This is a genomic window from Aliiroseovarius halocynthiae, assembly GCF_007004645.1.
Classification (GTDB): domain Bacteria; phylum Pseudomonadota; class Alphaproteobacteria; order Rhodobacterales; family Rhodobacteraceae; genus Aliiroseovarius; species Aliiroseovarius halocynthiae.
The window spans coordinates 81,967-105,694 of the sequence record NZ_ML660023.1 but is presented as its reverse complement, the minus strand read 5'-3'; the positions used below and the strand labels follow the sequence as shown (position 1 = coordinate 105,694).

The 23,728-nt window shown below is 57.6% G+C and carries 28 protein-coding genes; 13 read left to right on the top strand and 15 right to left on the bottom strand.

The genetic code is table 11. The features are described from left to right. Positions 1-15 precede the first annotated feature (15 nt). From FIL88_RS12925 to FIL88_RS16730, 4 genes are all read left to right on the top strand, one after another. Positions 16-894, top strand: coding sequence for a peptidylprolyl isomerase (locus tag FIL88_RS12925; protein ID WP_142854294.1), 879 nt, complete (start codon positions 16-18; stop codon positions 892-894). A 15-nt stretch (positions 895-909) separates the two neighbouring features. Next, complete coding sequence (gene argJ / locus FIL88_RS12920) at positions 910-2,211, top strand: bifunctional glutamate N-acetyltransferase/amino-acid acetyltransferase ArgJ (RefSeq protein WP_142854293.1); 1,302 nt, start codon at positions 910-912, stop codon at positions 2,209-2,211. Continuing rightward, positions 2,208-2,606 (top strand): 8-oxo-dGTP diphosphatase MutT, encoded by a 399-nt coding sequence (gene mutT / locus FIL88_RS12915; protein WP_142854292.1) that lies wholly within the window; start codon positions 2,208-2,210, stop codon positions 2,604-2,606. The genes argJ and mutT overlap by 4 nt, the downstream gene beginning before the upstream one ends. Positions 2,607-2,701: 95 nt before the next feature. Further along, positions 2,702-2,842: a hypothetical protein gene (locus FIL88_RS16730; RefSeq protein WP_185960942.1), complete on the top strand. Its 141-nt coding sequence runs from the start codon at positions 2,702-2,704 to the stop codon at positions 2,840-2,842. Between the two features lie 182 nt (positions 2,843-3,024). Here the strand turns inward: FIL88_RS16730 and infB are convergent, their stop codons facing one another. The 6 genes from infB to pip form a co-directional block, all read right to left on the bottom strand. Beyond that, a complete protein-coding gene (infB, locus tag FIL88_RS12910; RefSeq protein WP_142854291.1) occupies positions 3,025-5,526 on the bottom strand; it encodes a translation initiation factor IF-2 in 2,502 nt (833 codons plus the stop codon). Further along, entirely contained in the window at positions 5,523-6,161 is a 639-nt protein-coding gene (locus FIL88_RS12905; protein WP_142854290.1) for an RNA-binding protein, read from the bottom strand. Before FIL88_RS12905 ends, infB begins: the two co-directional genes overlap by 4 nt. A 24-nt stretch (positions 6,162-6,185) precedes the next feature. Beyond that, entirely contained in the window at positions 6,186-7,811 is a 1,626-nt protein-coding gene (nusA, locus tag FIL88_RS12900) for a transcription termination factor NusA (protein ID WP_142854289.1), read from the bottom strand. A 2-nt stretch (positions 7,812-7,813) separates the two neighbouring features. Continuing rightward, on the bottom strand, positions 7,814-8,398 hold the full coding sequence (rimP, locus tag FIL88_RS12895) for a ribosome maturation factor RimP (RefSeq protein WP_142854288.1): 585 nt from the start codon (positions 8,396-8,398) through the stop codon (positions 7,814-7,816). A 127-nt stretch (positions 8,399-8,525) separates the two neighbouring features. After that, the gene (locus tag FIL88_RS12890; RefSeq protein WP_142854287.1) at positions 8,526-9,140 is read right to left on the bottom strand and encodes a class I SAM-dependent methyltransferase; all 615 of its coding nucleotides are present in this window, start codon (positions 9,138-9,140) and stop codon (positions 8,526-8,528) included. A gap of 42 nt (positions 9,141-9,182) precedes the next feature. After that, the gene (pip, locus tag FIL88_RS12885) at positions 9,183-10,184 is read right to left on the bottom strand and encodes a prolyl aminopeptidase (protein ID WP_142854286.1); all 1,002 of its coding nucleotides are present in this window, start codon (positions 10,182-10,184) and stop codon (positions 9,183-9,185) included. Between the two features lie 53 nt (positions 10,185-10,237). Between pip and ubiG the strand changes: the two genes are divergently transcribed. After that, complete coding sequence (gene ubiG / locus FIL88_RS12880; RefSeq protein WP_142854285.1) at positions 10,238-10,987, top strand: bifunctional 2-polyprenyl-6-hydroxyphenol methylase/3-demethylubiquinol 3-O-methyltransferase UbiG; 750 nt, start codon at positions 10,238-10,240, stop codon at positions 10,985-10,987. 3 nt (positions 10,988-10,990) lie between these two features. Here ubiG and FIL88_RS12875 read toward each other — a convergent pair whose 3' ends face one another. The 5 genes from FIL88_RS12875 to FIL88_RS12855 are packed head-to-tail and all read right to left on the bottom strand — an operon-like array spanning position 10,991 to position 14,061. Continuing rightward, complete coding sequence (locus FIL88_RS12875) at positions 10,991-11,773, bottom strand: GNAT family N-acetyltransferase (protein ID WP_142854284.1); 783 nt, start codon at positions 11,771-11,773, stop codon at positions 10,991-10,993. Continuing rightward, positions 11,770-12,216: a MarR family winged helix-turn-helix transcriptional regulator gene (locus FIL88_RS12870; RefSeq protein WP_142854283.1), complete on the bottom strand. Its 447-nt coding sequence runs from the start codon at positions 12,214-12,216 to the stop codon at positions 11,770-11,772. Before FIL88_RS12870 ends, FIL88_RS12875 begins: the two co-directional genes overlap by 4 nt. Next, the gene (locus FIL88_RS12865) at positions 12,216-13,034 is read right to left on the bottom strand and encodes a carbon-nitrogen hydrolase family protein (RefSeq protein WP_142854282.1); all 819 of its coding nucleotides are present in this window, start codon (positions 13,032-13,034) and stop codon (positions 12,216-12,218) included. Before FIL88_RS12865 ends, FIL88_RS12870 begins: the two co-directional genes overlap by 1 nt. A 3-nt stretch (positions 13,035-13,037) precedes the next feature. Further along, entirely contained in the window at positions 13,038-13,295 is a 258-nt protein-coding gene (gene grxC / locus FIL88_RS12860; protein WP_142854281.1) for a glutaredoxin 3, read from the bottom strand. 49 nt (positions 13,296-13,344) lie between these two features. Then, positions 13,345-14,061 (bottom strand): ComF family protein, encoded by a 717-nt coding sequence (locus tag FIL88_RS12855; protein ID WP_142854280.1) that lies wholly within the window; start codon positions 14,059-14,061, stop codon positions 13,345-13,347. Positions 14,062-14,091: 30 nt separating this feature from the next. On the opposite strand from FIL88_RS12855, the gene FIL88_RS12850 reads away from it, so the two are divergent. From FIL88_RS12850 to FIL88_RS12825, 6 genes are all read left to right on the top strand, one after another. Beyond that, positions 14,092-14,919 carry a methyltransferase domain-containing protein gene (locus FIL88_RS12850; protein WP_142854279.1) on the top strand — a complete coding sequence of 276 codons (828 nt, stop codon included), beginning with the start codon at positions 14,092-14,094 and terminating at the stop codon, positions 14,917-14,919. A 51-nt stretch (positions 14,920-14,970) separates the two neighbouring features. Then, positions 14,971-16,005, top strand: a complete 1,035-nt coding sequence (hemH, locus tag FIL88_RS12845; protein WP_142854278.1) for a ferrochelatase — start codon at positions 14,971-14,973, stop codon at positions 16,003-16,005. 195 nt (positions 16,006-16,200) lie between these two features. Then, complete coding sequence (gene hslV, locus FIL88_RS12840) at positions 16,201-16,758, top strand: ATP-dependent protease subunit HslV (protein ID WP_142854277.1); 558 nt, start codon at positions 16,201-16,203, stop codon at positions 16,756-16,758. Beyond that, positions 16,739-17,275 carry a GNAT family N-acetyltransferase gene (locus FIL88_RS12835; RefSeq protein ID WP_322788899.1) on the top strand — a complete coding sequence of 179 codons (537 nt, stop codon included), beginning with the start codon at positions 16,739-16,741 and terminating at the stop codon, positions 17,273-17,275. The genes hslV and FIL88_RS12835 overlap by 20 nt, the downstream gene beginning before the upstream one ends. Further along, entirely contained in the window at positions 17,272-18,579 is a 1,308-nt protein-coding gene (gene hslU, locus FIL88_RS12830; protein ID WP_142854275.1) for an ATP-dependent protease ATPase subunit HslU, read from the top strand. Before FIL88_RS12835 ends, hslU begins: the two co-directional genes overlap by 4 nt. A gap of 57 nt (positions 18,580-18,636) precedes the next feature. Further along, a complete protein-coding gene (locus FIL88_RS12825; RefSeq protein ID WP_142854274.1) occupies positions 18,637-19,728 on the top strand; it encodes an alpha/beta hydrolase in 1,092 nt (363 codons plus the stop codon). On the opposite strand, the gene FIL88_RS12820 is transcribed toward FIL88_RS12825, so the two are convergent. From FIL88_RS12820 to FIL88_RS12810, 3 genes are read right to left on the bottom strand one after another with little or no spacing between them, the layout of a single operon-like run. After that, a complete protein-coding gene (locus FIL88_RS12820) occupies positions 19,725-20,327 on the bottom strand; it encodes a Smr/MutS family protein (protein WP_142854273.1) in 603 nt (200 codons plus the stop codon). The two genes, FIL88_RS12825 and FIL88_RS12820, sit on opposite strands and share 4 nt — an antisense overlap. A gap of 1 nt (position 20,328) precedes the next feature. Beyond that, entirely contained in the window at positions 20,329-21,357 is a 1,029-nt protein-coding gene (gene mltA, locus FIL88_RS12815) for a murein transglycosylase A (protein ID WP_142854272.1), read from the bottom strand. Then, entirely contained in the window at positions 21,357-22,016 is a 660-nt protein-coding gene (locus tag FIL88_RS12810) for a Tim44/TimA family putative adaptor protein (protein WP_142854271.1), read from the bottom strand. The genes mltA and FIL88_RS12810 overlap by 1 nt, the downstream gene beginning before the upstream one ends. 105 nt (positions 22,017-22,121) lie before the next feature. On the opposite strand from FIL88_RS12810, the gene FIL88_RS12805 reads away from it, so the two are divergent. Beyond that, positions 22,122-22,628, top strand: a complete 507-nt coding sequence (locus FIL88_RS12805; RefSeq protein ID WP_142854270.1) for an FxsA family protein — start codon at positions 22,122-22,124, stop codon at positions 22,626-22,628. Here FIL88_RS12805 and idi read toward each other — a convergent pair. After that, positions 22,608-23,129, bottom strand: coding sequence for an isopentenyl-diphosphate delta-isomerase (idi, locus tag FIL88_RS12800; RefSeq protein WP_142854269.1), 522 nt, complete (start codon positions 23,127-23,129; stop codon positions 22,608-22,610). The genes FIL88_RS12805 and idi overlap by 21 nt on opposite strands. 104 nt (positions 23,130-23,233) lie before the next feature. Between idi and secB the strand changes: the two genes are divergently transcribed. Next, the gene (secB, locus tag FIL88_RS12795; RefSeq protein WP_142854268.1) at positions 23,234-23,725 is read left to right on the top strand and encodes a protein-export chaperone SecB; all 492 of its coding nucleotides are present in this window, start codon (positions 23,234-23,236) and stop codon (positions 23,723-23,725) included. Positions 23,726-23,728 lie beyond the last annotated feature (3 nt).

Here is a 23,728-nt window from a genome sequence, read left to right as displayed (position 1 = left end):
TTAAAGGATATTTTCATGCTTAATCGCCACGCAGCCGCATTTGGCTTTGCGCTTTCACTGACTTTGGGCGGTTCGGCCGTCGCGCAAGAGACCGCAACAGTGGAATCCGCGCCTAAGGTCGAGGTTCAGGCTGACACGGTCCTGGCAACAGTCAACGGCGAAAAGATCACCCTTGCCCACGTCATTGCTGCCCGTCAGGCACTGGCTCCGCAGTTTCAGCAACTGCCCGACGACGTTCTGTTTCCGGGGCTGGTCGAGCAGCTGATTCAGCAGGCCGTTCTGGGTCAAGCCTCGGACGAGATTAGCAGCCGTGGCAAAGTCATTTTGGAAAACCATCGTCGTGAACTTGCAGCCGCCGAGAAAGTGGATGACATCATTGCAGATGCCGTCACCGACGAGGCGCTGAAAGCTGCCTATGACGCGGCCTATGCAGATGCCGAACCGTCGCAGGAATTCAACGCCTCGCACATTCTGGTCGCCACCGAAGACGAAGCAATGGAACTGATTACCAAGCTCGACGGCGGTGCTGATTTCTCCGAACTGGCGAAAGAGTTTTCAACCGGACCATCCGGCCCCAGTGGAGGCGAGCTTGGCTGGTTTGGCCCCGGCATGATGGTAAAACCGTTTGAAGACGCCGTTATCGGGTTGGACAAAGGTGCTGTTTCCAGCCCCGTTCAAACTCAGTTCGGCTGGCACGTGGTCAAGCTGAATGATGAGCGCATGGTTGGCGCACCTGCATTGGACGATGTGCGCGCTGATCTGGCCGCGCAGATCGAAAACGATGCGGTCGAGGCTGCCGTTCAGGTGCTTCTAGAAGATGCAACGATCGAGCGCATCGAGCTGGAAGGGATCGACCCCGCCGTCTCGCGTGATATGACACTTCTGGAAAACTAATCTTAGGGGGCGAAGATGGGTAAGACGGCGAAAATCAAAAAGCTGAAAAAGAAGGTGTCCAAGCTGAAGGCCCAGCTGGTCGCAGCGAAGACCCACACACATGAGGTTTCGCCGCTTGCCCCTGCACGTTTTCCCGATCTGCCTGTAATAGCCGGGGCGCGGTTCTCGGCTGTTGCGGCGGGTGTAAAGTATCAAGATCGGCTGGACGTTATGCTGGCCGAACTTCAACCGGGCACGACCGTGGCGGGGGTTTTCACCAGATCCGCCACGCGCTCGGCACCGGTTCTGGATTGTCAGGCAAAACTGGGTTCTACCTCGGATCAGGGTGCCGCGATTTTGGTCAATGCGGGCAACTCGAACGCCTTTACGGGTGCTGCCGGGGATGGATCGGTTCAGGCCATCACAGCGACCGTCGCAAAGGCGCTGAATGTGCCTGAAAACCGTGTCTATTCCGCCTCAACTGGCGTGATTGGCGAACCACTGCCCCATGATCGTATCACCGCCAAGATCGACGCGTTGAAGGCCAACCTGTCTCCCGACGCGATGCAGGACGCAGCCCAAGCCATCCGCACCACAGACACCTTCCCCAAAGGGGCCAAGGCCGAGATACAGGTGGGCGACCAGACGGTGAACATCGCGGGCTTCGCCAAGGGATCAGGCATGATCGCGCCGGATATGGCGACGATGTTGGTCTTCATCTTTACGGATGCAAAGATCGCGCAGGCGGATCTTCAAGCAATGCTGTCGGACCTTAACGAAGACAGCTTCAACGCCATTACCGTGGACAGCGATACCTCGACCTCGGACACATTACTGCTGGCGGCAACGGGCGCATCTGACGTTGAAGTCGACCAATCCAACACCGCGTTCCGCACCGCGCTGAACGACGTCATGTTGGATCTGGCGCACCAAGTTGTGCGCGACGGCGAGGGGGCCACGAAATTCGTTGAGGTCCGCGTGACCGGCGCGAAATCCAACGCAGATGCAAAAATCCACGCGCTGTCCATTGCCAACTCACCCTTGGTGAAAACCGCCGTTGCTGGCGAGGATCCCAACTGGGGCCGCGTGGTCATGGCCATTGGGAAATCCGGCGCCTATGCCGACCGTGATCTTCTGTCGATCAAGTTCGGGGATATTCTGGTCGCCGAGAAGGGCTGGGTCTCACCCGGTTATCACGAAGAGGCCGGCGCAGATTACATGCAGCAGGACGAACTGCTGATTGATGTTGATCTTGGTGTCGGCGATGGCACCGCCACCGTCTGGACCTGCGATCTGACCCACGCCTATATCCAAATCAACGCGGATTATCGCTCGTGAAAACTGTACTTGTGTCTGCCGTCGCCCTGATTGATCCCGATGGGCGTATCCTGCTGGCCCAGCGGCCCCAAGGTAAATCCATGGCTGGGCTGTGGGAATTTCCGGGAGGGAAGGTTGAGCCCGGCGAAACGCCCGAGGCAGCTTTGGTCCGTGAATTGCATGAGGAACTTGGCATCGAGACGTGGGATTCCTGTCTGGCCCCGCTGTCCTTCGCCAGTCACACGTATGACGACTTCCATCTGCTGATGCCGCTATTTGCCTGCCGCAAATGGAACGGCACACCCAGCCCGCGCGAGGGGCAGGTACTGAAATGGGCACGGGTGAACCAGCTGCGCGACTATCCAATGCCGCCTGCAGATATTCCCCTAATCCCGATCCTGCGCGACCTGCTTTGACCCCGTAACAAAGGCAGCGCGCAAAAGGTTTACCGCGGGTTTACCAACCGCATGGTATTCTGACCCTGTTCAATTTCCGTGTCAGGGGAAGTCACATGCTTAAAACGATCATGATTGGCACATACAGTATGGTGCAGGGTCAGTTTGTGAAAACTCTGTCCGATGGCCGCCTCGTGGTGCGCGTGGGCGACCGGCTGCATGTTGGTTGGCCTGTGAAACGCGACATGGCGGCATAAGACACCACTAAAGCGTTTCGGGATAAACTTGAGACACAAGTTTGTCGCGAAACGCCCGCAACCCAGCAATCTTGCACTGCGTTTCGGTTTTCCCCTATGTCAGGTTAAAACCGAAACGCTTTAGATATGAAAAGGGGACGGAAAACCGTCCCCTTTGTCTTTTCCATCAGTCGACGCGACGATTAGTCCAGCGAGCGCTCGACCTCTTCGCGTTCGAAGATCTCGATCACGTCATTCGGACGGATGTCGTCATAGTTTTCAAATGCCATACCGCATTCCTGACCAGACAGAACCTCTTTCACTTCGTCTTTGAAGCGCTTCAGGGTCTTCAGCGTACCTTCGTGGATCACCACGTTGTCGCGCAGCAAGCGCACGCCAGCCGAACGGCGGGCAACACCCTCGGTGACCAGACAGCCAGCAACCTTGCCAACGCCCGACACTTTGAAGACTTCGCGGATTTCCGCGTATCCGATGAAATTCTCGCGAACTTCTGCCGACAGCAGGCCGGAAGCCGCCGCTTTCACGTCATCCACAAGGTCATAGATGACCGAGTAGTACCGGATCTCGACGCCCTTCTGGTTGGCCGAGTTACGGGCCGACGCGTTTGCACGCACGTTGAACCCGATAACCGGCGCGCCCGAGGCTTCCGCCAGACCCACATCGGTTTCGGTGATCGCGCCCACACCATAGTGCAGCACGCGCACGCGGACTTCGTCGTTGCCGATCTTTTCCATCGCCTGAACGATGGCTTCAGCAGAACCCTGCACGTCGGCTTTGACCAGAATGGGCAGCTCGGCCACATCCTTGTCGGCCTTCGCCTTGGCCATCATCTGTTCCAGCGTGGTCGCAGCACCGGCAGCGGCGCGTTTGTCCTTGGCGGCTTGCTCGCGATATTCTGCGATCTCGCGCGCTTGTGCTTCAGTGTCCACAACGTTCAGAACGTCGCCAGCTTCAGGTGTACCGTTCAGACCCAGAACCTCGACCGGAACGGACGGGCCTGCTTCTTTCACGCGATCCCCATGATCGTTGACCAACGCGCGGACTTTACCCCACTGCTCGCCCACGACGAAGATGTCACCCTGTTTCAGCGTACCGTTCTGAACCAGAACGGTGGCAACAGGACCACGGCCCACATCAAGCTGGGCTTCGATCACAGCGCCAGAAGCGGCACGCTTCGGGTTGGCTTTCAGTTCAAGGATTTCAGACTGCAGCGCGATGGCTTCCAGCAGTTCATCCAGACCGGCACCGGTGATGGCGGACACTTCCACGTCCTGCACGTCACCTGACATTTTCTCGACGATCACTTCATGCTGCAGCAGCTCGGCGCGGACCTGATCGGGGTTCGCCGTCGGCTTGTCGCATTTGTTGATCGCAACGATCATCGGAACCTCGGCCGCCTTGGCGTGGTTGATGGCTTCGATGGTCTGCGGCATGACGCTGTCATCAGCAGCCACAACCAGAACAACAATGTCCGTCACCTGCGCACCACGTGCACGCATCGAGGTAAACGCGGCGTGGCCGGGCGTATCCAGGAAGCTCAGCGTTGTGCCGCTGTCGGTTGTCACCTGATAAGCACCAATGTGCTGCGTGATGCCGCCAGCTTCGCCAGCCGTGACTTTTGCATCGCGGATCGCATCCAGAAGCGAGGTTTTACCGTGGTCAACGTGGCCCATGATCGTGATGATCGGGGCGCGGTCTTCCAGATCGTCCTCGTTGTCTTCAACGGAGTCGATGACATCTTCCACGTCAGCATCCGACACGCGGACGATCTTGTGGCCGAACTCTTCAATGATCAGTTCCGCAGTATCGGCGTCAATCGCCTGGTTCTGCGTGACCATCATGCCCATTTTCATGAGAGACTTAACGACGTCAGCAACGCGTTCCGCCATACGGTTGGCCAGCTCGGACACAACAATGGCTTCTGGAACCTGAACGTCGCGGATAACCTTTTCCCGCTCGACCGATTCACCCATGGCTTTCTGGCGTGCACGCTCTTGCTTACGGCGCATCGAGGCAACCGAACGCTGACGGCCATCGCCACCACGCATCGCTTGGTTCACGGTCAGCTTACCCGAACGGCGACCGTCATCGCGGCCACCTTTGTTGCCACGGTTCTGACGGTCATTTGCACCGCCACGATCGTCTTTCTTGCGCGGAGCGGATGACGGTTTACCTGTGCCGCGTTGCTCTGCCGCTTGCGCAGCTGCGGGGTCTGCCGCTGCTGCCGGAGTGGGCTTCGCACGCGCCGCTTTCGCTTCTTCAGCTTCACGCTTCTTGCGGGCTTCTTCTTCGGCCTTGGCTTTCAGCGCTTCTTCACGCTCGCGCTCGGCGCGTTCCTTGGCTTCGGCTTCTTCACGACGACGCTTACGCTCTTCCTCGCGGGCTTTTTCTTCGGCTTCGCGCTTGGCAGCTTCTTCGACTTCGCGTGACTTTGCAGCCTGAAGCGCCTTCATGCGGCGTTCCATTTCGGCATCCGAAATCCCGGCGGGACGCTTGCGCGGATCCCCACCTGCGGGTGCCTTGCCGGAACCGCCAGCTGCCGCACCTTGCTTGGGCACGACAACGCGTTTGCGTTTCGTTTCGACCACGACGTTCTTGGTGCGCCCGTGGCTGAAGCTTTGCTTCACCTGGCCGGGGCGGCTTCCGCGTAGGCCAAGGGTCTTTTTGCCGTCATTATCGCTCATCTGGTCTTCGTACCTTTCCGGCGAGCCTTCCCGCCGTCGCTATCTTGCACGCGCATCGCTGTCAGTTTCTGGGCTTCCTCTACAACACGAGAGGCCAAACCGCCAGACGCAAGCGCGCCATGTATCACATTTTCACGTCCAAACGCCAAACCCAGTTCGTCACCGGTCAGACATTCGATAAACCGTCCCTCTTCGCGGGGCGGTCTAAGCTTCGATTTTCCGCGCTCGGACCCATCCGAGGCTTGGATCAAAACTTTGGCCTGATCTTTCATCAGCCAGTCTTTAACTTTCTCATACCCAGCGACCGCCTGACCCGCTTTGCGTGCCATTGCGATCAGATGTGTCACCCGATCTGCATAGCTGCGTTCAAGCATCTCAAGCAGTCCGTCAGGTACGGTGACCTGCTTGCGCGCAGCGCGTGAAAACAGGCCTTTCTTAATCGCCGTGGCAATCGCCGCACGGTTGGCAGCGACATAGATCCCACGACCCGGAAGCTTGCCCAACAGGTCAGGCACCACCATGTCATCCGGCCCCACCACAAAGCGGATCAACCCAGCCTTTGGCTGTGTTTCACCGGTTGCGATGCAGCGCCGTTCCGGATCTTCCGGCCGCTTTTTATGTCCACCACGCGTCATGCGTTGCCCTCTGAGGCCCGAGGATCAGGCCTCGGCCCCTTCTTCTGCGGTTTCGGCGTCTTCTTCACCTTCTGCAGCTTCCGCTTCCAGTTCAGCCGGATCGACCCAACCCAAAAGAATACGGGCGGTCATGACCATGTCCTGAGCCTCTTCGAGCGAGATGCCGAATTTCTCAAGCGAACCATCGTCCTTGATGCGCTCGCCATCCACGGTGGTCCAGCCGCCAGCCAGCTCCCAGTCCGCACAGGTCGCAAAGTCTTCCAGCGATTTCACACCGTCTTCGGCCAATGCCTCGACCATCTGCGCGGTCAGACCTTCGAAGGCGATCAGGCTGTCTTCGACACCCATTGCGCGGGCGTTTTCCAGCGCCTTGGCGGCCTGAGCTTCCAGATATTCGCGGGCACGGGTTTGAAGTTCCTGTGCAGTGCCTTCGTCAACACCGTCGATCACCAGCAATTCATCGACTTCGACATAGGCGACTTCTTCCAGGTTGGTGAAGCCTTCGGACACCAGAAGCTGGGCAAAGAATTCGTCCAGATCAAGGGTGTCCATGAACAGGGCAGTGCGGAGCGCGAATTCTTTCTGACGACGCTCGCTTTCTTCGGCCTCGGTCATGATGTCGATATCAAGGTTCGTCAGCTGGCTTGCCAGACGGACGTTCTGACCGCGACGGCCAATGGCCAGCGACAGCTGTTCGTCAGGCACAACAACTTCGATCTTGCCGGCTTCTTCATCCAGCACAACTTTAGACACCTCAGCAGGCTGAAGCGCGTTCACAAGGAAGGTCGGCTGATCTTCGTTCCACGGGATAATGTCGATTTTCTCGCCCTGAAGCTCGTTCACGACGGCCTGCACACGCGAACCACGCATACCAACACAAGCACCAACCGGGTCAATCGAGGTGTCATACGAAATCACGGCGATCTTCGCGCGCGAGCCCGGATCACGGGCCACGGCTTTGATCTCGATGATGTTGTCATAGATTTCCGGCACTTCCATTTTGAACAGCTCAGCCATGAACTCGGGTGCGGTGCGCGACAGGAAGATCTGCGGACCGCGGGCTTCGCGGCGGACATCTTTGATGTAGCAGCGGATACGGTCGTTCGGACGATAGCTTTCGCGGCCGATCTTTTCGTTGCGGCGCAGGATGGCTTCGCCAGCACCTACGTCCACAATAACGTTGCCATATTCTTCGCGCTTAACCTGACCATTGATGATGGTGCCGGCGCGATCTTTGAATTCTTCGTACTGACGGTCACGTTCTGCTTCGCGGACCTTCTGCAAGATCACCTGCTTGGCGGACTGGGCAGCAATACGACCCATTTCGACCGGGGGAACTTCTTCGCTGTACACGTCGCCCACTTCGGGGTTTTCCATGTACTGCTTGGCCTGTTCGACGGTGAACTCGGCCTGATAGTTTTCCAGCTCTTCATCTGCAACAACGGTGCGCACGCGGGTAAAGGTGGCGCGGCCGGTCTTGCGGTCGATGGTCACGCGAATGTCCATTTCGGCGCCGTAGCGCGACTTGGCTGCGCGGGCCAGGCTTTCTTCCATCGCTTCGATGACCAGACCGGGGTCGATCATCTTTTCGCGGGCGACGGCCTCGGCGGTTTGCAAAAGCTCAAGCTGGTTAGCAGAAGTAATTGCCATTCTCAGTCCTCCTCGGAACCGGTGATTTCTTGAATTTCATCAAATTGGGCTTCGTCGATCTGGCCGGCATCTTTGCGCTGACGCAGTGCTTCGCGGATCAATTCGTCGGTCAAAACCAGCTTGGCATCTGCCAGCCAGTCAAAATCAAGGCCAATCGTGACCTCTTCGCCCTGGTTCTCGATCTCGATCAGAACCTCGTTTTCTTCAACGCCCGCAAGGTTCCCCTTGAAGCGTTTGCGTCCGTCGATCAGTTCCGATGTCTCGATCTTGGCGACATAGCCCGACCACGCGCTGAAATCTTTCAGACGGGTCAGCGGACGGTCGATGCCGGGCGAGCCGACTTCAAGCGTATAATTATCCTCGATCGGGTCTTCGACATCAAAAATCGCGCTTAACGCAGTCGAAATCTGGGCGCAGTCATCCACTTCGATCCCGCCTTCGGGACGTTCTGCCATGATCTGCAGCGTGGGCGTATTACCCCCCATCAGACGCAGACGCACCAGTTCGAACCCCATGTCTTCAATCACGGGGCCGGCAATGTCAGCCAGACGACGATCAATCGCGGATTTTGCAACAAGGTTGCTCACTCGCATCTCCAAAACAAAAAAACGGGCCAGCGGGCCCGTCGGATTTTTCCGGTGGAGCTTCGGGGGTGGAGACCGAAGCACCGCTGTTAAGAAGGCATATAGGGGAAAGCGCCTGAGTCTGCAAGCCTTACGCTTCAGGCTTCCTTACGATCAGGAAAAGCGCCTTGATTTTACCCTTGGGACGCCAGTCTTCGACGATCTCGAACCCAGCGTCGCGCATCATCTTGCGCAGCTCATCCTCGGTGAACCACGAGAGATGTGGAAACTTGCCCAGCGCCTTGCCGATTGGCGCGATCAGCTTCAACCACCAGACCCCACCGACGCATGCGGTCGAGCTGACAAACAGCCCGCCGGGATTCAGCGTGCCATAGATCTTTTCAATCGTGGCCTTGGGATCACCAAGAAGATGCAACGCAGAATGTGCCTGCACCATATCGAAGCTGCCCGGATCCAGCGGCATCTCTTCCACATTCGCGACCTGAAATGTCAGATTAGATGGCACATCTTTTGCCTGTGCGATCTCGATCATCCGATCCGAGATATCGACCGCCAGATAGTTCGCCACATGTGGCGCATGCAAGATCGCGGTGCTGCCCGTACCGCATGCAATTTCCAAAACAGTCATGTCCGGCCGGAACCGATCCCGAGTCAGCTTCAGCTTATGCTCATAAGACGCCACATCCGAAATCGGGTCCTTGGCATATTTATCTGCAATCTTGTTCCAGAATGTCGCGGTCTGCATTGGTCAAAGCCTCGCATTTCTTGCAATAGCTTCGATATAGGATCAAACGGGCGATCTTAAACCCCGATCGCTCGCGTTCACCGCGAGTTTTTCCATTACCGTCACCAGCTCGTCCGCAATCCCGCGCTCGGACAGGGCATGGCCGGCAAGGTGGATCATCCGCAGTTCGGATTTCGGCCAGCGTTGATGCAGTTTCCACGCCATCTTGGGTGGGCAGATCATATCGTGGCGCCCTTGCACAATCGTACCAGGGATATGCGCAATGCGATCCATGTCGCGAAGGATTTTGCCGTCTTCATCCAGAAACGCGCCATGCCGGAAATAGTGGTTCTCCAACCGCGCAAAGGCGCGCGCGTATTCGGCTGGGCTTTCGATCACCGCGCCCGCATTCTGGATCGAGGCAAGCGCGTTCTCCCACCCGGTCCACGCGCGGGCATAGCGTGCTTCTTCCGCGTAATTTCCAGAGAACAGGCGCCGATGATAGGCGCTGATCATGTCGTGACGCTCGGGTTCAGGGATCAGGCTTTCAAACCGATCCCAAAGCTCGGGCCAGAACCGCCCAGCGCCACCACCATAGAACCAATCCAACTCAGATTTCGTGGCAAGGAACACACCGCGCAAAACCAAATGCGCCACGCGGGACGGGTGCGCCTGCGCATAAATCAGGGACAGCGTCGCCCCCCAACTTCCGCCAAACACAATCCAGCGATCAATGCCCAGCGTCGTGCGGATTTGTTCGATATCACGCACCAGATGCCACGTGGTGTTATGGTCGATGCTCGCATGCGGACGCGAGCGCCCACAGCCGCGCTGATCAAATAGGATGATGTGGTAAAGCCGCGGGTTAAAAAACCGGCGCATCGCGGGCGACGACCCGCCGCCCGGACCGCCATGCAATACCACCACGGGAATGCCGTCGGGATTGCCGGATTGTTCGACATAGATCTTGTGGCCATCGCCCACATCCAGCATATGCCGATCAAACGGGTCGATCGGGGGATACAACCTTGCGACTGCGCTGTTTTTTCCTGCGGCCTTATCCATAAGACCTCTATATAATGACCACGACGCGCCCGCCATCAGAAAGAAGGTATCCGATGACTGTCGAAAACCAGACCACCGTCGACCCCGCCGAAGTCGCCAAGTTCGAGGCAATGGCCGCCGAATGGTGGGATCCCACGGGCAAGTTCAAACCGCTTCACATGATGAACCCGGTGCGTCTGGACTATATCACAAATCAGATCGCCGCCGAGTTCGGGCGGGACCTGAATGATGTCGAGCCATTCAAGGGGCTGCGCCTGTTGGATATCGGCTGCGGCGGTGGGCTTTTGTCTGAACCGATGGCGCGTCTTGGAGCCACCGTGATTGGCGCGGATGCAGCGGCGGGCAACATCCCGGTCGCGCAGGTCCATGCCGAACAGATGGGGTTGCAGATTGATTACCGCAATTGCACCGCCGAAAGCCTTGCCCAAGCAGGCGAGCAGTTCGACGTGGTTCTGAACATGGAAGTGATTGAACACGTCGCCGACCCTCTGGCCTATTTGACCGCCTGTCAGCAGCTGTTGAAGCCGGGCGGGCTGATGGTGGCATCCACGATCAACCGCAATCCGAAAAGCTATATGGTCGCGATCATCGGGGCCGAGCATGTGATGCGCTGGCTGCCCAAAGGGACACATGAATGGTCGAAATTCATCACACCGGATGAGTTGGCCGACCTGATCGCCGCCGCCGGTCTGAACGTGGTGGATCGCATAGGCATGGTGTTCAATCCACTGGGGTGGAGCTGGTCTTTGTCATCCCAAGACCTTTCGGTGAACTACGCCATAACCTCGGTTAAGCCGAAATAGTCTCTATTTCGGCGGCCGATAGGCAGCAACCGTTGTTTCAGCCAAGGTAAACCCGGCACGGCGATACAGCCGCCCGGCATCCGTATCCGCATTCGCCACGATCACCGGAAGCGCATCTGGCGCGCGGGATTTTGCCCAGTCCAGACAGATGCACAGAAGTGAAGAACAGATGCCGCGCCGGCGATATGCCGCATGCGTTTGAACGGACTGATAGCGGATGAGCCGGTCGTCATTAAAAATGCCCATGTCACCCGCAAGTGTGTCGCCGTCAAAAGCGCCAAACCACTGACCCAACCCTTTGGCGATTTGGTCTTGTCGCGCGATCGTCTTATTCATCAAAAAGGTGTCTAACCCTGCCTCAGGTGCTCCGTCATTCAATAAATCCAAACGACCGATGGCTTCGCTCTGACGCCAGTCAGATGCTGACACCAAGGGCCGGACAGTGATCCCTTCTGGCACGTCAACGCGCATCAGATCCTGTCGCAAAGCAAGAACATCGCCTTGCTCCACGCGCAGCCCGGTGGATTCAAATACGTCCCTCACAGACTGAATGCTCAGATTTGGAACATCCCAACTTATGCAGATGTGCTTAGCCTCGGGCAGATCAGTGTGAAACTGTGCGATTAGATCATCTGCGGATTTCGGTTGTTCATTGAAAACAACGCGGTTTCCAAACCAATAGTTAGGTTCATCTGGCGTGCGCTGAACGAACCGATCATCAAACCTCTGAATCTCGGTCTGGCCATCCTGAACCATGAGGTCCGTCGCAAATTCCAGCGATTTCATTCGATTTCGCTTAGGATTTGACGCATCTCTCGCAACACAGGCAGAACGTTACGCACATTATCCGCACCGATCTGTTTCACCATGTTCGAGATAATCGGCGTAATCGCAGCCAGCGCCGCATCGCGCGCCGCGCGCCCGGACGGGGAAATCGTTACGAATTTACGCCGCGCGTCATCCCAATCAGGCCGGATATGCACATGCCCGGCCCATTCCAGCTTGTTCAACGTGTTGGTCATCGCCCCGCGCGTGACGTGAAATGACTTGGCCAATTGCGCAGGGCTTTTTTCCTCGCCCACGCGGGCCAGATGGTTCAGCACGGAAAAATGGCTTAGCTCCATCCCCTTGGGCAGCGCTTTCGACAGACGGTTGCGCGCCAACTGGTCGGCCATGAACATCTCGCTGAACAGGGCGACGGACAGGGTTTCGGCAGAGCTTTCGGACATCAGGGGCCTTTGAATTCTCGATCATGCGTCAGGGATGGGACGCGTCGGCGCGACCTTCCCACGTCTGCAAGGTCAAGATCAACCATTGTGATGCCGGGGTCCGTTCCGCCATCGGCCAAAACCTCGCCCCACGGGGACACAACCAAAGAATGCCCGTATGTAGACCGCTTCGACCCGTGCTGCCCGCACATCGCCGGAGCCAGAATAAATACGCCGTTTTCAATCGCGCGGGCACGCAGCAGGCTTTCCCAATGCGCAACCCCCGTCACGGGTGAGAAAGCCGCAGGAACAGTGACTATTTCAGCACCAGCCTTGGCAAGCGCGCGATAAAGATGCGGGAAGCGCATGTCATAACAGATGCTCATGCCAATCGGGCAAAACTCGGTCTGGGCGACGACGGCGCGATCACCCGGACGATAGCCCACGCTTTCGCGATAGCTTTCAACGTCGTCAATCTGCACATCAAACATGTGGATCTTGTCATAGCGTGCGACAATATCCCCCAGCGGAGAAATCATGAACGACCGATTGGCGAAGCGCCCGTCAGGGTCGTCAGTTTTTAGCGCCAGCGACCCAATCAACAGCCATATGCCCAACGCATGCGCTTCATAACGCAAGGCGGCAAGCGTCGGGTCCTCGGGCTCGTGATGCAGGACGCTCTGCTGATGGCGGCGGCTGGTCGAGATGATGTTCGACACTTCCGGCGTCAAAACGAACTCGGCCCCATTCTGTGCTGCTTGCCGTATCATGTCGCGCAATGGTCCAAGATTTGCGGCCGGATCATCCCCGGCCGTAAACTGGATCAGCGCGACGCGCATGGGTCAGCCCGCCAGCAGCGGATCAAGCTTTCCGCTGCGTTCCAGGTCATACAGATCATCACACCCGCCCACGTGTACATCGCCGATAAAGATCTGCGGCACTGTGTGGCGGCCATGGGCGCGCGACATCATCTCTTGCTTCTTTGCAGGCTTCATCAGCACGTCGATTTCGTCGAATTCAACATTCTTGCTGTTTAAAAGCCGTTTTGCTGCATGGCAAAATCCGCACAGTGGCGAGGTATAGATCGTAACCAGTTGCATGACACCCTTCCTTCATATCCGTTCTGCACGTTTGCAGAACCAAAGGCAATTAGGCGTCACGGGTCACCCGCGCAAGGGACAGGACCTTCACAGATGCCGCACCGGCGCTCACAGCTGCGTGCGCGCAGGCATGAAATGTCGCGCCCGATGTCATCACATCATCCAGCAAAACCACATCGCGCCCTTGTAATATTGCACCATGTTTCGGGTGTGGTTCAATCGCATGCTCCATGTTCGCGAACCTATCCTCGACGCTCATCCCATCGTGAACCGCAGTACGGCGGGGACGGATCAGGGCCTGCGGCGCGTGCTTTAACCCGGTTTCCCGTGATAGCGCCCGCGACAGCTCGGCCGATTGGTTATAGCGCCGCTTCAATCGCCGGGTCCAATGGATGGGAATGGGAAGGATCACCATGTCGTCGTGCAACATATCCTCGGCCGCACGCGCCAGCCATGGGGCAAAACTGCGGGCAAGTTCAGGCCGGTCACCATGTTTCAGGGCAAGGATCATTCGGCGCGCATTCCCGCGATAAAGCAGTGCGGACCGCCCTTGCACCCAGGGACGCTGCCGCGTCATGCAGGCGTCGCAATGCGCGGTATTTCCATCATCCTCGCCGGGCAGGGGTTCACCGCACAGATCGCAGGATAGGCCTGTAATGAAGGGCGTTCCGCTCCAACATTCGGGGCACAGTGCAAAATCCGCATCCGTCGGCGCGTCACAACTGATGCATTGCGGAGGATATATCAGGTGCAGCGCTGATTGCATTTTCGCCCTTTCCAACTATGGTCCGCGTCGATGAGACTGCCTGACGACACCCCCAAGCTGACCAACCGCAACCAACTTGCGCAAAACCGCCGCCGCGCGACGGAGGACGGCATGTTCTTGCAAGAACTTGCCGCCGATGAGGTGAAGGATCGCCTGACAGAGGTTAACAGAACGTTTACCAAGCCAGCGATTGTCACCGGTTTTCCGCAGATTTGGGCCGAAAACTTCCCAGACGCTGTGATTGTGCCTGATGACGACGTCCTATCGCTGGAACCGGGTGCACATGATCTGGTGATCCACGGGCTATCCCTTCACTGGGCCAACGATCCGGTGGGGCAAATCATCCAATCCCGACGCGCTTTGATTAATGACGGGATGTTCATGGGGGTAATGTTTGGTGGGCAAACCCTGTCCGAACTCCGCGCCATTTTGTCCGAGGTCGAGGTCGCCCGCACCGGCGGCCTGTCCCCTCGCGTCGTCCCGATGGGCGAAATCCGAGACCTTGGTGCGCTTCTGCAACGTGCGGGCCTTGCGCTGCCCGTCGCGGACAGCGCTGTACGGCAGGTGACCTATGCAGACAGCTATTCCCTGATGCGGGATCTGCGCCTGATGGGAGAGCGAAATGCGCTGGAACAGAGACTTATTGCTCCCCTGAATCGCGCATTCTTTGATGATATCAAAACCCGCTATGCACAACACTTCCCGGCCGGCGGTAACCGCATCACCGCCAGCTTCGAGATGATCTTTCTGACCGGCTGGGCGCCCGATGAAAGCCAGCAAAAACCCCTGCGCCCCGGATCCGCCGCCGCCCGACTGGCGGATGTTCTGGGTACGGACGAGACCAAATTGTCCGATTGACCTGAAATTTATTCCGGTTAAGTGATCTGAGACGCGAACAAGGACGTAGCCATGATTATGCAAATGCCCACGGACCACCCGAAACTTCCCGCCCGCAAAGTCGGCATCCTGTTCGCCAACCTTGGCACGCCCGACGGATATGACTATTGGTCGATGCGCCGCTATCTGGGCGAATTCCTGTCAGACAAGCGCGTCATCGATTATCCCGCATGGAAATGGCAACCCTTGTTGCAAACCATCATCCTGACCAAACGCCCGTTTTCATCGGGCGAGGCGTATAAATCCATTTGGAACGAAGAGCTGAACGAAAGCCCTTTGATGACGATCACAAAGGCGCAAATCAGCAAGCTTAGAGACGCATTTGACGCCAAATATGGCGATCAGGTCATGGTCGATTTCTGCATGCGCTATGGCAACCCATCAACTAAGTCGAAAGTGTCCGAGATGGTCGCGGCAGGCTGTGATCGCATCCTCTTTTTCCCGCTTTACCCGCAATATGCGGGGGCTACGATGGGCACTGCAAACGACCAATTCTTCCGCGCGTTGATGGAAGAGACATGGCAGCCCGCGTCCCGCACGATCGAGCCCTATTTCGACGATCCCGCCTATGTGGACGCCTTGGCACAGTCAGTGGAAAAGGGCTATGCCGCGCTGGAAACGCGCCCGGATCTGCTTGTCGTATCCTATCACGGGATGCCGAAACGCTATCTGATGCAGGGCGACCCGTATCACTGCCAATGTCAAAAAAGCACACGTCTGCTGAAAGAACGTTTAGGTTGGGATGACACCGACATCACCACGACCTTCCAATCGGTCTTTGGCCCCGAGGAATGGCTTAAGCCCTACACAGTCGAAGAAGTCGCCCGTCTGGCAGAAGGCGGCAAGAAGAACATCGCGGTCATCGCGCCCGCTTTCTCAGCCGATTGCATTGAAACGCTTGAGGAAATTCAGGAAGAGATCCAAGAGGCCTTTATCGAGGCCGGGGGCGAAAGCTTCACCTATATTCCCTGCCTGAACGACGATGACGCCCATATCGACGCGCTGATCGGCGTGGCCCAGCGCAATCTGGGTGGCTGGCTGGGCTAAAGCGTTTTCAGGAATTTCCGAACCATGTGGGGACGCAATCGTGTTTGAGCCGAAGGCGAGAGGCAGCGAATGCGGCCTCATTAGAACCTGAAACGCTAACCCCCATCTCGGCGGGAATCGTCCCTTCGCGCAGGCAGGTGCTTGTGCGTCGCAAATCGCGTGTCCATATAGGGTGAAACCGAATTTGGAGGCGATATGGCGGATACGGAATTTCCCGGCTGGCATGGCACGACGATCATCGGCGTGCGTAAAAATGGTAAAGTAGTTGTCGCAGGCGACGGGCAGGTCAGTTTGGGCCCAACCGTCATCAAAGGCACCGCACGCAAAGTGCGGCGTCTGTCCCCCGGCGGGTTTGATGTTGTCGCTGGCTTTGCCGGATCGACTGCGGATGCGTTTACATTGCTGGAGCGTCTGGAGGCCAAGCTGGAAGCTACGCCCGGCCAACTGGCCCGTGCCTCGGTCGAGCTGGCAAAGGACTGGCGCACCGACAAATACCTGCAAAAGCTAGAGGCGATGCTGATCGTCACCGACGGCAAGGATCTGTTCGTGATCACCGGCGCTGGCGACGTGCTAGAGCCTGAACATGACGTGGCCGCCATCGGATCGGGCGGAAACTTCGCACTGGCCGCCGCGCGTGGCCTGATGGACAGCGATCTGGACGCTGAAGGCGTGGCCCGCAAAGCCATGGCGATTGCCGCCGATATTTGTGTCTATACCAATGGAAACCTAACGGTTGAGACGATTGCAGGCTGATCTGACATTCCGGCCAATGACGCCTGACGATATGCCCTTGCTGCGCAAGTGGATGTATCTGCCGCATTGGCGGGAATGGTGGGGCGACGACCCCGAAGAAGAGCTTGGATTTATCAACGATATGCTTGAAGGCCACGACCCATCGCATCCGTTTCTGTTTGTGCTGAATGATACACCCATCGGCTATATCCAATATTGGGTTATCGGCGACCACCAGACCGAAGAGCTGTGCAAGGAATACCCATGGCTTACCTGGCTGTCGCCGGAAACTGTGGGTGTCGATTTGTCGATCGGGCCAGCGGATCTGATGTCGAAGGGCCTTGGAACACGCATCCTGAAGGATTTCACCACCTACCTGCGCAGCATCGGGCATGACGATATCATCATCGACCCCGATCCTGCGAATATCCGCGCTGTTCGCGCCTATGAAAAGGCCGGATTTGCCGTGATCCCAGAATTTAAAGGCCGCACGGCAGATTGCCTGCTGATGCGCCTAAAGAAAGGAAACACCACATGACCGATCTGACCCCGCGCGAGATTGTCTCGGAACTTGACCGTTTCATCATTGGCCAGAATGACGCCAAACGCGCCGTTGCCGTGGCCCTGCGCAATCGCTGGCGTCGAAAACAGCTGGCGGATGACCTTCGCGACGAAGTTTACCCGAAGAATATCCTGATGATTGGCCCCACCGGTGTCGGCAAGACCGAGATTAGCCGCCGCTTGGCAAAGCTCGCCCGTGCGCCGTTTTTGAAGGTTGAAGCCACCAAGTTCACCGAGGTCGGCTATGTTGGTCGTGACGTCGAACAGATCGTGCGTGATCTGGTGGACGCAGCCATCATCCAAACCCGCGAGCATATGCGCGAAGACGTGAAGGCCCGCGCCGAAGAAGCCGCCGAGGATCGCGTGATCGAAGCCATCGCCGGATCTGATGCCCGCGACGCCACGCGCGAAATGTTCCGCAAAAAGCTGCGTACCGGTGAACTGGACGACCACGAGATCGAGTTGGAAATCGCCGATACCTCGAACCCAATGCCAATGATGGATATTCCGGGGCAACCGGGGCAGGGCATGGGAATGCTGAATCTGGGTGACATGTTTGGGAAAGCGTTCGGTGGGCGGACCGTGACAAAAAAGATGACTGTCCGCGACAGCTATGAGGTTCTGATTTCCGACGAGGCCGACAAGCTTCTGGATGACGAAACAGTCACTAAATCAGCACTGGAAGCCGTTGAACAGAATGGCATCGTCTTTTTGGACGAAATCGACAAGGTCTGCGCACGCACCGAAAATCGGGGCGGCGATGTCAGCCGCGAAGGCGTTCAACGCGACCTGCTGCCGCTGATCGAGGGCACCACCGTGTCGACCAAACACGGCGCGGTGAAAACGGATCATATCCTGTTCATCGCCTCAGGCGCGTTCCACGTGGCCAAGCCCTCGGACCTGTTGCCGGAACTTCAGGGCCGTCTGCCGATCCGCGTCGAGCTGCGCGCCCTGACGGAAGAGGATTTCGTGCGCATCCTGACCGAAACCGACAACGCACTGACCCGTCAGTACACGGCCCTCATGGGGACCGAGGACGTGACGGTCAGCTTCACCGATGATGGCATCGCCGCCCTTGCAACAATTGCCGCTGACGTAAACCAAAGCGTGGAAAACATCGGTGCGCGGCGGCTTTACACCGTGTTGGAGCGCGTGTTCGAGGAACTCAGCTTTTCGGCCCCGGACCGGGGCGGCGAAACTGTTGTGGTCGACAAAGCCTTTGTCGACACGCATCTGGGCGCGCTTATGACCTCGACCGACGTCAGCCGCTACGTGCTTTGATCTAGGCAGGGGCGGTCTCGTCGGCTATCCATTAGCTGTGTTTCAGGAGACTGCCCCGTGCGCCGTTTTGTTTTTCTTGTTGTTCTGGTCCTTTCCGCCTGCGCGCCGCGCGGCACGATCACCTTCTTGCCGGGTGCGGGCCAAATTGGTGATGTGCAAAGCATCTTTGTCACCTCGACCCGCGAAACCGACGAAAACGGTGCGCCGACCAGCAACCGCGGCGGCGATCTTCTGTTTGGAGAGGTAAGCGTTTCGATCCCGAAACAGCGCGAACCCGGAGAGATTAACTGGCCCGGTCGAAAAACCCCGGACCCAGCGAAGCACTTTCTTGTGGATAGTTACGAACGCTACCCCTCGCAGCGCGCATTCGAAACCGCGATGTCGCGCGCATTGCGGGGACGGCGGGGCGAGGAGCGAACGGCAGCCGTTTTTGTCCACGGGTTCAACAACCGTTTCTCCGAAGGCCTTTACCGGTTTGCTCAATTGAACGCAGATCTGGAACTGCCCTTCCTGCCCGTCCACTATTCCTGGCCCAGCGCCGGGCATCCGCTGGGATACGGATATGACCGCGATTCCATGCTGTTTGCGCGGGACGGGCTTGAGGCCACCTTGCGCTCGGTCTCGAAATCAGGCGTGGATGAGATCCTGCTGGTTGGGCATTCCATGGGTGCGCTTTTGTCGATGGAGGCCTTGCGCCAAATGGCAATCGCCGACGGGCAAAAAGGGCTTAGCAAAATCGGTGGGGTCGTTCTGATTTCGCCCGATATTGATTTGGACCTGTTCAGACAGCAAGCCAAACGCATCGGGAAGCTGCCACAACCTTTCTATATTTTCACATCGTCTCGTGATCGGGCGTTAAAACTATCTGCCGGACTGACGGGGCAAAATGCGCGGCTTGGCAACAATACCGACGTCGCCGAATTGGCCGAGCTGGACGTAACACTTGTGGATCTGTCAGCCTTCAGCGACGGGCAGGCGGATCACAATGTGGCCTTCGCCTCGCCCGCATTCCTGCGCCTGATCAACAGCATTCCGAACCTGTCGACCGCAATCAGTGACAGCCCAACAGTCCGCCCCGGTCTGTTGCCCGGAACTGTTTTGGTAGTTCAAAACGCGACACGTCTGGTTATTCCCAACACATCACCCTAACGCCGACGGCGCAGATAGATGTAATAGGCGCCTTGCCCGCCGTGTTTCAGATGCGCTTCGGTGATTTGAAGCACATGTTGACGAAGCGGGGCCGTGTTCAGCCAATGCGGCACCTGATGGCGCAAGACGCCGTGCCGCACAGGGATTGGGCCGCCCTCGTCCTTGTGTTTGCCTTTGCCGGTGATCACCAAAACAAGTCGGCGGTCGGCGTCCACGGCGTTCAAAATAAAGCGCGTCAGCATGGGGTGCGCCTGCGCAATCGTCATCCCGTGAAGATCAATCCGCGCCTCTGGCGACAGCCGCCCTTTCTTCATCTTGCCGAATGTCTTTCGGTCCATCGCAACCGGATCGGCTGCAATGTGATCGCGCAACGAAGGCGCCAGATCATTTAGGTTTCCAGATTTCTTTGCCCGCTCGCCCACACGGAATTTCGGGTGCGAGACCTTGATCGGCTTCGGTGGTTTTGGGATAGGTTCGGCTGGAATAGTCTCGGTTTTTGCGGTTGACGGCTTTGGCGGACGCAACCGCGTCGTGCTGTCCGTCACCTTTTGCCACAGCGCTTTGTCATCCGCGCTGAGTGTCTTTGGCCGCTTTGCCATATCACTCTTCCTCGGGCAGCAAAGCGTAGGCACGCTGGATGGGCAAAAGGACCAGCATCCGGCCCTGATCCTTGATCTGCCCTGCCAGCTTACCCGCTTGATCACCGGTTCCCCAGAAAATATCCGCCCGCTGTGCGCCCTTGACCCGCGATCCGGTGTCTTGCGCAACCATGAGGCGGCGAAACGGCTCGGCGCCGTCTTTTTCCAGCCAAACCGGCGCCCCTAAGGGCGTATATTTCGGGTCGACCGCCAATGACCGATGCGCCGTGATCGAACGGTTCATCGCCCCAAGCGGACCCTTTTCGGCAGACACCGCACCAATTTTTCGGAAAAACACATACGATGGGTTCGACATCAGCAAATCATGCCCCGCTTCCGGATTGCGGCGCACCCAATTGCGGATCACGGCCTGCGACACCTGGTGTTGGTTATACACACCCCGCCGGACCAGCTCTTTCCCAAGCGATCGGAAACTATGCCCGTTGGACCCACCATAGCCCAAACGGATGCTGCTGCCGTCAGACAGACGAATGCGGCCAGAGCCCTGAATTTGCAGGAATTGAAGATCCACAGGATCCGAGACCCACGCGATCTCTAGCCCGCGACCCTTCATGGTATCGCCCTCTTCGATGTTTCGCCGGGGAAGCCATTGCTGACCCGCAACCTCGGGGGGTTTGGCGTAAACAGGATAGCGATAGACTGAAGTCTCGAACCGCGAGCCTTGAAGTTCCGGTTCGTAATAGGCGGTGAAAAGGGGGGTAGCCCCGTCTTCGATCAGAAGCGGTCGAAAAAAGATCTCGAAAAACGCTTTGCCATCGCTTTGTGTCTGGGCCACTGCGCAGATCGGCCGCCACTGCGGTTCATCCAGATCGCGGCAGGTGTCCAGAAACACGCGCAACGCGTCTTGATGGTTGTCATCTTCCCAACCATCAAGTTCTTCAAATGGAATTAGGGTGATACGCGCCTCGCCCAAGCCTGCATGGGCAGGCATGGCCAAAAGGGCCAGCGCACATGCCAGCCCCCGAAGCATCAGCCGCCCGTGGCGACAAGTTGCCAGTTCGGGTTGTCCGACCCCATGACGCGGGCGAAGGTCCAGACGTCCTTCTGGCGCTTCACTTCGTTCGGGTTGCCCTCGATGATATCGCCGCCCTTGTCGCGCACGACCGACGTCAGCTCGCCCACGAATTTCACGGTGATTTCGCCTTCGCGCGTGGTTGTGTCAAACGCAGCCTCTTCCAGCTTCAGCTCGCGCACGCCGACAAATTTCGCCTCAACGGTCAAACCCTGCGCGTCGCGGGCTTCGACCACGCTGGCGAAGGTTTCATACACATCATCCGACAGAAACGGCTTGATCTGCGCCATGTCGCCTGCTTCGAACCCCATCAGGATCATTTCGTAGGCACCGCGGGCGCCGCCCAGAAACTCGCCGACATTAAACGACGGTTCGTTGGACTTCATGGCGGCCAACGCCAACGCACTGGGGCTGCCTTCTGCGGCATGATCCAGAATGTCCCGATCCGGGCCACCCTCGATCACTTCAAGGCTATTGCGGTCAAGGCGGCGATCCTCTTGACGCGGGACAACGGGCTTTTCAAACCCTTCGCGCGTACCCAGCACATCGCGCAGGCGCAAAATCAAAAACAGGGCAATGCCGCCAAGGACAAGAAGCTGGATCAGGGAAGAGCTCATGGATACCTCATTTTAAGCGCCAACTGGAAACGCGTTCATCGGTGACATATGTAGGTGCAGTACCCGGCCAAGTCCACCGGTCACACGAAAAGGAGACCCATTGCTATGTGGCTTTTTGCATTGTTCATCGCCGTTCCGCTGATTGAGATCGCCCTGTTCATCCAAGTTGGCGGTGCAATCGGGCTGTGGTGGACCCTTGGTATCGTTGTGTTAACTGCCGTCGTCGGCACCCAATTGATGCGTGCGCAAGGCGCATTGGCGATGTCACAACTGCGTGACAGTTTCGGCAAGCTGAATGACCCGACCGAGCCGTTGGCCCATGGCGCAATGATCCTGTTTTCGGGTGCGTTGCTGCTGACACCCGGCTTTTTCACCGATTTTGTCGGCTTTGCCCTGCTGATCCCCGCGGTGCGCCGTGCGGTTTTCAACTGGGCGCGATCGCGGGTGAAGGTACAAAGCTTCTCGATGGGCGGGCAGGATATGCATCAAGATACGCGCCGCCAACCGCGTGCAGATGACGAAGTGATTGACGGCGATTTCACCGATGTGACGCCCGAGAAGCGCCCAACGCATCCGGGTGTCGAAGGTCCCTCAGGCTGGACCAAACACTGAGGTCGAGTGCTTGCGCATATAGATCTGAAGCCACGGCGTAAATTGATCCGGGTTTTCCGCGATATTCGTCTCTAACGCAGCGCGATCCTGCCAATCGACGGCCTGAACCTCGTCCGGGTTCAGGTCCAGATTTGGGCGTGTGTCGCAGTGAATGACAAACAGGTCGACAACCTCGTGTTCGATCAGATCGCCGCCCACATCGGCGCGATACTCCAGGTTCTCGACCCAGACCGGATCGACGCCTTTAATGCCCAGCTCTTCATCCAACCTGCGGATCGCACAGTCACGCGGGTCTTCGCACCAATGCGGATGGGTGCAGCAGGTGTTCGCCCACAGGTTTGGCGTATGGTATTTCCCCGCCGCGCGTTGTTGGATCAAAACCTGACCGTCGCAGATCAAAAACACCGACACAGCCTTGTGGCGCAGGCCTTTCACATGTGCCTCAAGCTTTTCAACCGGGGTCAGGGTGCCGTCCACCCATGTAGGGATCATCGTTTTCATGCAGCGCTGATAGCGATTATCCCGCCTTGGGAAAACCCTTAGTTGAGGGTCTTCGTGCAACCTGATAAGCACATCCCCGACAGTTTTTCCCGAAGGAGATGACTATGGCCGACGAAGCCACCCCACAGACGCCCCCCGTTCCGCCTAAAATGCAGGTTCTGGGTCAATTTATTCGTGATATGTCGTTTGAAAACATTCTGGCGCAAAAAGGCGTTCAGGGCGAAGTTCAGCCCGACATCAACGTCGAAGTTGCGCTGGATGCCAAGAAACGCCCAGCAGATCACCAGTTTGAAGTGATCACGAAATACACCATCGGCTCGAAAAACAAGGCCAACGGCGAACAGCTGTTCCTGATGGAGCTGGAATATTCGGGTATTTTCCACGTGGAAAACGTGCCAGAAGAGCAGCTGCACCCGTTCCTGATGATCGAATGCCCGCGCATGCTGTTCCCGTTTGTGCGTCGCATCGTGTCGGACGTGACCCGTGACGGTGGCTTCCCGCCGCTGAACCTGGACACTGTCGATTTCCTTGCCCTGTACCGCAACGAAATCGAGCGCCGCGCAGCTGCTGAAAAGGCAGATGCTCCGGTAAGCTAAATA